15 protein-coding genes are annotated in these 12,476 nt (G+C 37.1%); 5 read left to right on the forward strand and 10 right to left on the reverse strand.

Annotation, left to right across the window (positions count from 1 at the left end):
- Positions 1–35 precede the first annotated feature (35 nt).
- On the reverse strand, positions 36–1,727 hold the full coding sequence (abc-f, locus tag BTHG_RS05700; RefSeq protein ID WP_010283221.1) for a ribosomal protection-like ABC-F family protein: 1,692 nt from the start codon (positions 1,725–1,727) through the stop codon (positions 36–38).
- A gap of 474 nt (positions 1,728–2,201) precedes the next feature.
- Here abc-f and BTHG_RS05705 point away from each other — a divergent pair, with 474 nt between their 5' ends.
- Together BTHG_RS05705 and BTHG_RS05710 are read left to right on the forward strand one after the other, a co-directional pair.
- Positions 2,202–3,134, forward strand: coding sequence for a CobW family GTP-binding protein (locus tag BTHG_RS05705; RefSeq protein WP_010283222.1), 933 nt, complete (start codon positions 2,202–2,204; stop codon positions 3,132–3,134).
- 231 nt (positions 3,135–3,365) lie between these two features.
- The gene (locus BTHG_RS05710) at positions 3,366–3,560 is read left to right on the forward strand and encodes an alpha/beta-type small acid-soluble spore protein (RefSeq protein ID WP_010283223.1); all 195 of its coding nucleotides are present in this window, start codon (positions 3,366–3,368) and stop codon (positions 3,558–3,560) included.
- 65 nt (positions 3,561–3,625) lie between these two features.
- Here the strand turns inward: BTHG_RS05710 and BTHG_RS26670 are convergent, their stop codons facing one another.
- The gene (locus BTHG_RS26670; RefSeq protein WP_157256126.1) at positions 3,626–3,781 is read right to left on the reverse strand and encodes a hypothetical protein; all 156 of its coding nucleotides are present in this window, start codon (positions 3,779–3,781) and stop codon (positions 3,626–3,628) included.
- 160 nt (positions 3,782–3,941) lie between these two features.
- Here BTHG_RS26670 and BTHG_RS05720 point away from each other — a divergent pair, with 160 nt between their 5' ends.
- Together BTHG_RS05720 and BTHG_RS05725 are read left to right on the forward strand one after the other, a co-directional pair.
- Positions 3,942–4,127: a hypothetical protein gene (locus BTHG_RS05720; protein WP_010283224.1), complete on the forward strand. Its 186-nt coding sequence runs from the start codon at positions 3,942–3,944 to the stop codon at positions 4,125–4,127.
- 110 nt (positions 4,128–4,237) lie between these two features.
- Positions 4,238–4,453 carry a spore germination protein gene (locus BTHG_RS05725; protein ID WP_010283225.1) on the forward strand — a complete coding sequence of 72 codons (216 nt, stop codon included), beginning with the start codon at positions 4,238–4,240 and terminating at the stop codon, positions 4,451–4,453.
- 58 nt (positions 4,454–4,511) lie between these two features.
- Here BTHG_RS05725 and BTHG_RS05730 read toward each other — a convergent pair whose 3' ends face one another.
- The 8 genes from BTHG_RS05730 to BTHG_RS05770 all read right to left on the reverse strand — a co-directional run bounded on the left by BTHG_RS05730 (position 4,512) and on the right by BTHG_RS05770 (position 12,008).
- Complete coding sequence (locus BTHG_RS05730; RefSeq protein WP_010283226.1) at positions 4,512–6,131, reverse strand: ABC-F family ATP-binding cassette domain-containing protein; 1,620 nt, start codon at positions 6,129–6,131, stop codon at positions 4,512–4,514.
- Positions 6,132–6,323: 192 nt separating this feature from the next.
- The gene (locus BTHG_RS05740) at positions 6,324–6,704 is read right to left on the reverse strand and encodes a DUF4257 domain-containing protein (RefSeq protein WP_010283227.1); all 381 of its coding nucleotides are present in this window, start codon (positions 6,702–6,704) and stop codon (positions 6,324–6,326) included.
- 195 nt (positions 6,705–6,899) lie between these two features.
- Complete coding sequence (locus BTHG_RS05745; protein ID WP_010283228.1) at positions 6,900–7,859, reverse strand: nucleoside hydrolase; 960 nt, start codon at positions 7,857–7,859, stop codon at positions 6,900–6,902.
- Between the two features lie 167 nt (positions 7,860–8,026).
- A complete protein-coding gene (locus BTHG_RS05750) occupies positions 8,027–8,617 on the reverse strand; it encodes a cell wall hydrolase (RefSeq protein WP_010283229.1) in 591 nt (196 codons plus the stop codon).
- Between the two features lie 243 nt (positions 8,618–8,860).
- Positions 8,861–10,234 (reverse strand): aldehyde dehydrogenase, encoded by a 1,374-nt coding sequence (locus tag BTHG_RS05755; RefSeq protein ID WP_010283230.1) that lies wholly within the window; start codon positions 10,232–10,234, stop codon positions 8,861–8,863.
- Between the two features lie 152 nt (positions 10,235–10,386).
- The gene (locus BTHG_RS05760; RefSeq protein ID WP_010283231.1) at positions 10,387–11,130 is read right to left on the reverse strand and encodes a GTP cyclohydrolase II; all 744 of its coding nucleotides are present in this window, start codon (positions 11,128–11,130) and stop codon (positions 10,387–10,389) included.
- A gap of 138 nt (positions 11,131–11,268) precedes the next feature.
- Positions 11,269–11,721: a MarR family winged helix-turn-helix transcriptional regulator gene (locus BTHG_RS05765; RefSeq protein WP_010283232.1), complete on the reverse strand. Its 453-nt coding sequence runs from the start codon at positions 11,719–11,721 to the stop codon at positions 11,269–11,271.
- A gap of 92 nt (positions 11,722–11,813) precedes the next feature.
- A complete protein-coding gene (locus BTHG_RS05770; protein ID WP_010283233.1) occupies positions 11,814–12,008 on the reverse strand; it encodes a hypothetical protein in 195 nt (64 codons plus the stop codon).
- A 228-nt stretch (positions 12,009–12,236) separates the two neighbouring features.
- Between BTHG_RS05770 and BTHG_RS27005 the strand changes: the two genes are divergently transcribed.
- On the forward strand, positions 12,237–12,476 hold a 240-nt coding region (locus BTHG_RS27005), incomplete at its 3' end, for a hypothetical protein (RefSeq protein ID WP_010283234.1).

Below are 12,476 nucleotides of genomic sequence, written 5' to 3' on the forward strand. Positions count from 1 at the left end.
TTTCGCCCCAGTGGTGCCTTGCTTTTACGGGTGATTTATCCCAATAACTCTCTTTTCTTGTTCATAAGTATTACCAATTTTTTATCTAACTCATCGTATTTTGGGTCTTCTCTTGTCAATATAGATAATTGACCAATTACCGCGCTTATCTCAAGATCAATTAAAAGTTTTTCTTCTTCTACGTTTTCAACATTCACAGTTTTTTGCTGATCTCTTCTCCGGTATTCTTCTAGCCCCATTTCAACCCTTTTAATTTCTTGATTTTCAAACACGAGTAGTTTGTTACACATTTTCTCAAGAAAATAGTAATCGTGGGAAACAGTTAGAATCGTACCTTCAAAAGATTGCAGCATTTTTTCTAACGATTCACGACTTGCCAAATCGAGATGATTTGTTGGTTCGTCTAAAATAAGTAAATCGACCTCATTTAGTAAAAGTTTAACGAGTTTAACCCTAGTCCGTTCACCTAAACTTAATGAAGAAATAGGCTGATTGATTTTGTCGGCCTTAAAGCCAATGTTTGCAAAAATCGTTCTCGCTTCACTTATTTCATCTTTAACCGTAAGCCCAAGGTATTCGATGATTGTTTTTGTTTCATCCAAGTCTGCTACATCCTGGGAAAGATAACCGATTTTCAAGGAATGGCTTTTCCACAACTCCCCATTTGAAAACCCTAATTCCCCCATTATGACACGAAGTAAAGTCGTCTTCCCACAGCCATTTTCACCAAGAATACCAATTTTTTCACCGAACATCATATAAAAATGGCTGTTCTGAAATAAAATTCGTTCACCAAATCTCATTCCTCCATTTTTTACTTCAACAATACGTTTGCCTCTCTTATTGTTCTGTTTAAAATGAAATTGGATTTCCTCCTTTTCCTTCGGTTTTTCAACATTATTTTTCTCAAGTTCCCTTTCAAGTCGCTTCAATTTCGACTTGATTTGTTTATCCATTTTTTTCGCCTTAACACGATAAAATTCCTTAAATCCCTCTTGTTTCGTTGATTGCCGGTGAGCTTTATCAGACCAATTTTGCAAGTTACTCATTTGCGTATCAATTTTTTCTTTATACCTTTGCTGCATGTCAAAATGATGCAGCTGGCTTTGATACAGCCTTTCCTTTTCCACTTGATAATCCGTATAATTGCCTTGAAAAACAGACGATTCTCCATCCTCAATTTCGATAATCTGACGTACAGTTTGATCTAGAAAATATCGGTCATGGGAAATAACAATGATTGCACCAGCAAAAGATTTCATTTTTTCAATCAGCCATTCAACCCCTTTTAAATCAAGGTGATTTGTCGGTTCATCGAGCAATAATATATCATACTTTGATGCCCATACTTTGGCTAACGATAGCTTTGTTTTCTCGCCTCCACTTAATTGTGACCTTCTTTCTTTGTCCCAGGTCTGTACTTTCTTTAATCCAAGCAGACTAGTCTGCTCCAACAAACTACCGGATATAGCTGTTTCATCTAGGTCAGTTAGAGTCTCTTTTGCAGCCTGTTCAACATAACCAATTGAAATCGGTCCAGCTGGCTTATCGATTGTTCCTTGATCATGGTCAATTTTCCCAGTCAATATATTGGCTACTGTCGTTTTCCCGGCTCCATTATTCCCAACAATTCCAATCCGGTCTCTTTTTTGAACAATCAATTCAATATTTTTTAAAATCACCTTATCTCCATAGCTTTTCTGAATCCCGCTCATATTTAAAATCATAAAAAAACCTCCCTAGACTGCATCTAGAGAGGACCCATTTTTCACCAACACAAATAAAACGTACAAATGTAAGTTTTACAAATGGACATGGAAATGGGCATACTAATCCTATTCTCTAGATACACGTTTTTTCCTTAGAGGGTGTTCAAAAGTCCGGTGAAAATGACACATCGAATTTCTGTGTTGACTGCTTCTACGTTCCTCACGTATTAATTACATACGCTCCGGTACTCAAAGCTACGTCGCCTTGAACTTCTTGGTCCTTTCATCCCCCTTCTGGACCCTCATTTTATTGAAAAATCGGTACGAAAATAAGATTAGTTATCCATTGCCCCTTACCATTCCTTTCGACTTAGTATTTCTAGTATATGTACATCGGAATAATCTGTCAAATAAACATTCCTTCCCTGTCACCATTTATTCGATATAATAGAAGTTATCATCTATCTATATAAAAGAAAAAGAGGAGTTTTTATGGGAAAAGTTGAGGTTTTTATTTTATCCGGATTTTTAGGAAGTGGGAAAACCACTTTATTACAACATATTCTTACCCAAGAAAAAGAATTGGGACGCAAGGTAGCGGTCGTGATGAATGAGTTAGGTCAGGTTTCAATTGATTCAAATGCCGTTTCAGAGAATACACCACTTAAAGAATTGTTGAATGGTTGTGTTTGTTGTACGATGCAAGGCCAGCTAGAGGTGCATTTACAAGGACTTTTACAAGATTATGACCTTGATGCTATTTACATTGAAACGACAGGTGTTGCCCATCCGATTGAAGTATTGGATGCATGTATGTCACCGCTTTTTGCAGAGCAATTACTTGTTCAATCTATTGTGTCTCTTATTGATGTGAATCGATGGAAAGAAAGAAGTTCACTGAGTGCCCAACTACAAATGCTTTTACGTGAACAAGTTCGCCATGCTGACGTATTATTACTCAACAAAGTAGACCAATTGTCTGAGATGGAACAAGGTCAAATTCTCTTTGAAATTCAATCAATAAACAGTGATGCAAGATGTCTATTAACGAAATATGCGGCCGTAAAACTTGATGATTTACGTACAATCAAAAGAGGAGTACGAAAGCCACATGAAAGGGCACATGTACATCTTGATTTGAAGCTAAAAACATATGTACATAATTTTAAGACCCCATTAGACCTAGATTTGTTTGAGGACTGGTTAAAGAGTATGCCTGATACGATTTATCGAATTAAGGGTTATGTAAAGTTTACCCATTCTAATAACACTTATTTGTTCCAATACTCATATGGCACTCCGATATACTTGAAAGAACTTATGAATTATAAACCAACATTAGTATTTATCGGAGAAAAATTAGATCCGCAGTGGATGAAGGCGGAAATGGAGAAACTTGAAGAAGGTAGTTTGAAGGTAGAATAGTTGGATATCGTTGCGAATTTGGAAAATATCTGCCCAAATTCAGTAAATATACATCCAAACTTAAAAGTATGGTTCCAAGTTCGAAATCTATCGACCTAACCCCACACTATTTGTTCCCAAATCACAAATAGCAGATTGGTCCCAATTCCCAAGAATTATTTCCACGAAACGTGGCAATTTAAAAATGAGTAATCCTCTGGTTACTCAAAAAACTGTCGGGAGTGATGTATCATGGCAAGAAACAAACTATTGGTTCCTGGTAGCGAAAATGCTCTAGATCAAATGAAAGAAGAAATTGCCAATGAGTTTGGAGTTCAGCTTGGTGCAGATACGACCGCACGTGCGAATGGCTCCGTTGGAGGCGAAATGACAAAACGTCTCGTAGCAATGGCGCAGCAACAACTTAAAAATGGTTCACAACAATAACCATTTCCTCTAGGGGGCCCTTATACTGGGCCTCCTTTTTTATGACTGAACTTAAAAAAACCGTCCTAATAGTGAACGGTTTTTTCATCGTATATTTTGTCATTCGGCATCATCGCAGTTGTGTTTTCTTTTGCCTCAATCGTCCTTACTCCATATAAAATCATACCGACCACAATTAGTGCAAACAACAGAACAATAATACAATTTTTTACTAATGCCATCTTTCCCACCCTATCTTTTCACCATTCTCTATATTCAACAAAACCATTCTATTCACAAAAACTGCTTTTATTCCAAATATTAAAAAATAATTAAAATCTCCTTGTATTCCTCACTTTCTAGAATGTGGGACATATAGTGAAGTAAAGGAGGGAAATTCACTTGGATAAATTTATTTTCTTATTTCTGGCATGTATTTTGGCTGGTTTTGCACTGATCAAAGTAACTGCTTATGATACAGTGTTAGTGAGCTTGCACTCCGTATTCAACATTATCGGTGCTATTACAATTATCGTATTTTCATTTGTCCTTATTTTTAAGGGTATTCTAGCTTTGTTAGGTAAATGATAAGCCTCTTTATGGCTTATCTTTTTTTGATTGTAGGGGTTTGTACCTTTCAAAATATCTATGAAGCCATATGCTAGTACTACGAGATTATGAAAGGTGGATACAAGCATATGTCTTCGATCTTTTTAGGACCAATTGAGATTAATCGGAATGAGGGTACCATTATTGCCGGGAACTCATTTAATGTTTCTCCTGCATCAACTGGAAAAACGTATGCAGGGTCAGGTTCATTAAATACCGGTGTTAATATCATCATTCATACTGGTGTGAGTACATCCAATACGTATGACTCAGATGGCAGCGATTCATTACTTTCCGATGAATAATAGAATAAAATAACCGTCTCCCCTTGGGAAGACGGCTTTTTGCTTACACATTTAATAATTAAGCGTACATTGATTCTACTTGTTTTTGCAACTCGGTATTTTCAAGGTATTCATCATAAGTCATTTGCTTATCAACCAAACCATTTGGTGTAATTTCGATAATGCGATTTGCAATTGTTTGAACGAACTGATGGTCATGTGATGTAAACAATATAGAGCCTTTAAACGCGATTAAGCCATTGTTTAAGGCTGTAATCGATTCAAGGTCTAAGTGGTTTGTTGGATCATCTAACAACAATACGTTCGAACCGCTTAGCATCATTTTTGAAAGCATACAGCGTACTTTTTCGCCCCCGGAAAGAACGCTTGGCTTTTTCAATACTTCTTCTCCAGAGAAAAGCATTCTTCCTAAGAAACCGCGTAGGAAGCTTTCGCTTTGGTCATTTGGAGAGAATTGTCTTAGCCAGTCCACTAGAGTCGGCTCTTCACCTGCGAAATATTTAGAGTTATCTTTCGGAAAATATGCCTGTGACGTCGTAACACCCCATTTGAAGGTACCACTATCTGCTTCCATTTCACCCATTAAAATTTTAAATAGAGTTGTGATGGCAATTTCGCTTTTCCCTACAAACGCAACCTTGTCGCCTTTGTTCATGATGAAACTCACGTTATCTAGTACCTTAACGCCTTCGATTGTTTTTGTAAGTCCCTCAACCCGTAACAAATCATTACCAATTTCACGGTCTGGTGTAAACCCTACGAAAGGATATCGACGTGAGGATGGCTTTATATCATCAAGTGAAATTTTATCTAAAAGTTTCTTACGAGATGTTGCTTGTTTAGATTTAGATGCATTTGCACTAAAGCGCGCAATAAAAGCTTGAAGCTCTTTAATTTTCTCTTCTTTTTTACGGTTTGCATCCTGTGCCATTTTTGAAGCAAGTTGGCTTGACTCATACCAGAAATCATAGTTTCCAACATAGATTTGGATTTTTCCATAGTCTAGGTCGGCCATATGAGTACATACTTTATTTAAGAAATGGCGGTCATGGGATACAACAATTACGGTGTTTTCAAAGTTAATTAAAAATTCTTCTAGCCACTGAATTGCTTTTAAATCCAAGTTGTTGGTAGGCTCGTCAAGTAAAAGAACATCCGGCTTACCAAATAAAGCTTGCGCTAATAACACTTTTACTTTCTCAGAACCGGTTAATTCTGCCATTTTTTTCGAATGAAGTTCCTCTGGAATACCTAATCCTTTTAAAAGGATAGCTGCTTCTGATTCTGCTTCCCAACCATTCAATTCAGCAAACTCACCTTCAAGCTCAGCAGCTCTCATTCCGTCCTCATCTGAGAAATCTGGTTTCATATAGATTGCGTCTTTTTCCTGCATAACTTCATAGAGACGAGCATGTCCCATAATTACTACTTTGAGAACTTCATGCTCTTCATATTCAAAGTGGTTTTGTTTTAAGATAGCAAGGCGCTCACCCGGTGTCATATGCACGTCACCAGTCTGTGGTTCAATCTCACCAGAAAGGATTTTTAAAAAGGTCGATTTTCCGGCACCATTTGCACCAATTAGTCCATAGCAATTTCCCGGTGTAAACTTTATGTTAACATCTTCAAAAAGCTTGCGGTCACCGTAACGCAAACCTACGTTTGTTACTGTAATCATGTAGATAAATCCTCCATTTCATATCATTGCTACTGATTATACCATTTTCATAGAAACATCTCTACTTTTGGCATTATGATATTGGTAACAAATGTTCCCATGTCATAACTATTTTCCTCTTTATCCATTTGACATAAAAATAAAAATGACCCTTCCCACAGTTTCCCTGCAAAAAGAGTCAATTAGAATAAATCACGTATTTCTTTCTTCCTTTTGTTCGAAAATTTGCATTGAATCATCATTTTTCCTATTTTTCTCCTGTTCTTGTTTTGTTACTTGTGACTCTTCTCGCTTACATTCAACACGTCTAACCAACTCAAAACTCTGCATGATCCTATCTCCACCATAGCCTGCTAAAATTGAGAGGAAAACTACTCGAAATATCGAGTCGGTATCACTTGATACGACAATTAAGACTGCTGCAACGGTTCCAATAATCATTTCTTCTAAGAAGCCAAGGTAGATGAAGCGCTTCGTTACACGAGGTTTTTCGATTTTTCCTTGTTTTTTAGCATGTCCTAACAACCCCATTGAACCCCCAATAAAGATTGCTAGCACAAGATGTAGCAACATGTCATCACCCCCTAAAGTCCAGATTTTGTAATGCTTGACCTTAGGCAATAGATAGAAGCTTCCTTATTCACATTATATGCCAAATGTGGATAAGAAAGCTTGGGTATATTTTCCGAAAATTATAAACATTTATCTAATTCTAATGAACTATTTCCTCAAAAAAACTACTTCGAAATCCGAAAGAACTACATAAAACTACCTATTGGCATCTCCCATCGACATTACCTGAATAAAATCGGTAATGAATTTTTCATAATCAAAACGCAAGGCAATTCGGTCTAGTGTTTCCTCAGGCTCCTTATCTGGATTGGCGCGAAAATCAGCAACACTCACCCCTTTTAAAATCCCGAACAATTCTACTTTCACTCTACGACGAGCATATTGCACAATTGAAGGGTTTACAATTGCACTTAGGGCAACTACATCATGTAGTGGTGTTCCTTTAATTCCAGGCATGCTTTTCTTATAGAACTCATAATAATAATCAAATATCGGTCGAATCAAATTACGGTAAGGGCTATTGACGCCACGGCGGACAATCGTGTCAACCATTTCAGAAGTCAAAACCGCCTGAACTGTAACATTTAAGGGATGTATGGCGAGGTTTCTAGCACGCTCACAGACTAGATTTGAGGCAATGGGATCGCCATAATAATTCGCCTCCGCTTCGGATGTGACATTACCTGGAACAAAAAATGCACCTCCCATCACATAAATTCCCTTCACTCTATTCATTATTTCTCCACCAAGGAGAAAGGCAATCGCAAGTGATGTCGATCTTCCAACATCAACGATATAAAGTTCATTTTCGTATTTTTCAATAATTTTAAATATCTCATCAAAATTTAGTAATTCTGCAGTTGGAAGTGTATCAGGTGGACGTATTGGGCCGAGCCCTTCCTCCCCATGTATTTCGGGGTAATAAGGAACGACTTCACCAGAAAACGGTCCTTTTGCACCTCCAATTATTGGGATGCCCGTTTTGCCCGCTAAGGATAATAAATAGGCTACATTTTGGGTAGCCTGTTCTTGTTTTACATTCCCATAACCAGGAACAATCCCAACAATCTCAATATTTGGATTGAGCAATCCATACATAATTGCAATGGAATCATCAATTCCTGGGTCTCCAAATAACAGTACCTTTGCTGGCATACATTTCGCTCTCCCTTCGATATTTTCCCTTAATACACACTATATGAGGAAGAAGTTAATCAAATACGCCTTGAAACAATCGAGCACAGACTTTATCCCTAAATGAATTCAAAAATAAATAAAAACACCTATTTCTCCCTAAGTTGAAATAGGTGTTTGACAATGGTTTATTTTGTAAATCGGTGATTACCGATAACCGTTGTTACTTCTCTTGACATCATAAATTGGTTAGATGACTTATCCGGATTAAAGAAAAATAATGATCCTTCCCCTTGTCCACGAAACGATAAAGCTTCATCAACAGCACGTTTTGATTCTTCATCAGCCGGCTTGTTAATTTGATCATTTCCCACTGGACTAAACGCATATGAACCACCCGGTGTTTTCTCGTAAATCACATCTTTAATAGAATCCGGAAATTCTGATGAATCCACGCGGTTTAACACAACAGTTGCCACGGCAACCTTCCCTTCATATGGTTCACCTTTTGCCTCAGCATGCACAAGGCGTGCTAGTAGTTCCTTTTCTTGTGAAGATACTGATTCGGGAATTTCAAGCTCTTCTCCCGGATAAATCATATCACTTGTACGATTATTTACTTCCATAAGCTTTAATACAGGGACACCATACTTCATACCAATATTCCAGAACGTATCACCTGATTTTACAGTATGAGTTGCTGCCGATGCACTCACACTTGATGCTAATAATGAGAATGTTAATGCAGTTGCAAATCCAATCTTTTTAAGATGTTTCATGTTTGTATTCCTCCTAATAAACGTCGTTTTTGTGTCTACTAGAAGGGTAACAGCTGTAATATTTCAATTCATTGTCCAAAAAGTGGTAGAAAGCTAGAGCCATTGGGACATGTTGTCTGAAAAAGCAATTGGAAAAAAAATCCTCACTAAAAAAACAACCTAAATATTGGAGGTGTTGGGAAAATACAGTTTGAATTTTACAATCTTCTCAGCACTGTAATAAACATATTGACCAGTTAACAGCTATTTCATAATCATTTTAATCCACTTCAATCCATGTTTGGTCGTAGGATAACGAAATGGCAAATCAAATCGTGTTGTCTGTTTCATGATACCTTTTTCATGTGAAAAAACATCAAAACTCCCCTTACCATGGTAGGCTCCGATCCCACTTTCACCTACACCGCCGAATGGCAAATGTGGCGAAGTAAAATGATAAACTGTGTCATTCACACAGCCGCCACCAAAGGAGATAGATTCAAGTACTTTGTTTTGGACTCGCTCTACCTCTGAAAAAATATATAGTGCTAATGGTTTCGGTCGATTATTAATTTCATCAATGATTTGTAAGATATCCTTATATCCCATTACAGGCAAAATTGGCCCAAATATTTCATCCTCCATAATTGGATCGCCCCATGTTATATCTGTTAACACTGTGGGTACAAGTAAATGCTTTTCGGCATCAGATTCACCACCATGATAAAGAGTCCCACTATTCCTTATGAAGGTGATAAGTCTATGGAAATGGCGCTCACTTACTATCTTTGTAAATTGACTCTCTTCATGTAGTGTATTTCCGTATAATTCATCAATTGATTGTGTTAACAGCTTCAAAAACTCATCCTTTACGTCTTCATGGACATATAAATAATCTGGTGCCACACATGTTTGACCAGCATTTATATACTTCCCCCATGCAATTCGCTTTGCTGCATACCGAAGATTTGCATCCTTATGGACAATACATGGACTTTTTCCACCTAGTTCTAGCGTTACTGGTGTCAAGTGCTTAGCAGCTTCCTGCATAATCACTTTTCCAACAGCCACACTTCCCGTAAAAAAGATATAATCCGTTTTTTCATTTAATAAGGCTGTGCTTGTTTCAACTCCGCCTTCAACAATTGCAATGTATTCCTCTTGAAAATTATTACGAATAAGGCTTGCAAGTAATTCTGATGTCTTTGGCGTTAACTCCGAAGGCTTTAATATAGCACAGTTTCCTGCAGCAATTGCGCCAATCAATGGTGCAATTGCGAGTTGAAACGGATAATTCCACGGTGAAATAATCAGCACCACTCCATATGGTTCGGGCATTATATAATTTTTACTGCCGAAGCCCGTTAAGCTCGTTTTAACTTTTCTTGGCTTTGCCCAATTCTCAATATTCTTTAAGGTAAATCGTATTTCCTCTAAAACAAATCCGATTTCAGTTGTATATGATTCAAATTCAGATTTATTTAAATCTGTATGTAGTGCTATCATGATTTCTTTTTCATGTTTTTTAATTAGTTTTCGAATCTTATCAAGAGCTTCAATCCGAAATGCTAGTTCCTTTGTTTGCCCAGTCGAAAAGAATTCACGTTGCTTTTTTATAAGTGCACCATAGTTTTCCACTACGATTCCCCCATTTCACTCTGTCTCTTCTATATAAATAGTACAAGGGTATGTCATTTTCCTTTATTTTTTAACAAAATCTAAAATAATACTACCTTTTACATAGAAAAAAGGTAAGCCTCCTTTTGTCAGGCTTACCTGTGGCATTTTTATTAGATTGTTGTGATTTCTTCTTTTGCAGGAATATGGCCTGACTTTTCTACTTTTGTTGTTAAATACTTTTTATTGTATTCTGAGACATCTCCCCAAAGTGGGATATGAGTATCTGATAAGAGTCCATATTCTTTTAATGCAGCTAATTTTTTTGGATTGTTTGTGATTAGTGTAACAGGTTTTGCACGTAGCTCTGAAAGGACACGGATTGCATCCTCATAGCTGCGGCTATCATCCTTGAATCCTAATTCGAGATTTGCTTCGACTGTGTCAAAGCCCTCTTGCTGAAGGATGTACGCGAGTGATTTTGAAAACAACCCAATCCCTCTTCCTTCATGATTGGCTAAATAGAAGAGAGCCCCACATCCACCCGCGACAATCATTCTCATTGATTCACGTAATTGGAAGCCACAATCACAGCGCTTGCTTCCAAAAATATCACCAGTGTGGCAAATACTGTGCATTCTAATCAGGGCATCATTTTCAGAGTCAAAATCGCCATATACGAGTACAGATGATTGCTGCATGGCTGCTAAATTGGTTTTAGAAAGAGTATTTAGGACATCCTCTGTGCTCATTTCATCCTCAATTTTCAACCATGTATACCATTGAAAAGTCACAATTTGATCATCTAACTGTACTGGTAAATTTACAGGTCCGACTAAACAGATATCCTGTTCACCAGGCTTTTTAATCATGTTCATTTTATTTAAAAGAAGGTCTTTTACCTTTTCTGTAACCATTTGAATTCTCCCTTTCTTGCTACTAATACTATTTCGAAATTTCTTGCATCTTGCTTTGAAAAGTATAGTATTTTTTAAAAAGGGAGGTCAAGAAATATACATTTCACTCTTTTTCTACATTCCCTTATTTAATGCAATCTATAATTTTTCGGCATGATATCCAAGTTTTTTCAATAAGGCCATCATTTCCTCTTTTTCAGAATCAGATAAACCTCCGAGAATTTCTTCGATTGCCTGTTGATGCTTTGGAAAAATAGTATCCATAAACTCTTTACCTTCCTCGGTAATAGATGCCCATGTAACACGTCGATCCTTTGGACATGGTTTTCTTACAAGAAAATTCTTTTTTTCTAATTTATCCACAACATATGTTATACTTCCGCTCGATAGTAAGACCTTTTTACCAATATGTTGAATTGGTTGGTCACCTTTATGATAGAGAAGCTCTAACACGGCAAATTCTGTCAGGTTTAATCCGTATCCCTTTACATCCTCTTCAACTCGCTCATTCACTGATCGAAATGCACGAGATAATATGACAAAAAATTTTAAGGAGAGGTTAGGAACATTGATTGCTTCGTTTGTTTCCATAATTTCCACCCTTTTTCATTATCTTGAATTCAAGATAATTTTACTAGATTTTCATGTTATTTGTCAACCATTGGACCGAGCCTTATTTCCCATTAGCTTCTTGCGACTTCCATATATCGATACAGGACATCCCCGCCATGAAGAGCAATCCCACGGAAATGCTTAAAATCTTCCCTTTTTACCAGAGTATTTCGAAACTCGAGAAACTGATCATTTTTCACCAAGTACTCACTTAGTTCCCCATCACGGAGTTTATTTAATATTTCATTTACAAATTGTTCATTCATTGCATACACCTCTTTTTTAAATTATAGTGGTTCGGAAAATAAGAAACAAGGCTAATACCCATTTATACTACGATTTCACACATAATACACCGACAGACATATGATATGGGGAAATGTCTAGTGGGCATTTTTAGGTTATAAAACATTTTTCTATCATGAAAGCAAAATAAAATTTTGTTATGTTCCCCAAAAACATTGCCTACGTAATACTTAAGAGAGGTGGATACTATGAAGAATTATCAAAATCCGAACATGGATGAACAACAAAGCTTATTATATGGGCCTTATCAAACGAACTCTATTACAACAGACTCTGGCTATGGGACAGGAGAAATACCAATGGGCCCACATGGTCCTGGTTGTACTTGTGGACAATATCGCGAAACAATGAATGCCCCTGGCATGATGGGCGGCTATGCTCCTCAAGAACCTGGTACTGGACCTATGATGGGTGGTCTCAACCCCCAA

This window comes from Bacillus timonensis, from assembly GCF_000285535.1.
In the GTDB taxonomy this organism is placed as follows: domain Bacteria; phylum Bacillota; class Bacilli; order Bacillales; family Bacillaceae_L; genus Ferdinandcohnia; species Ferdinandcohnia timonensis.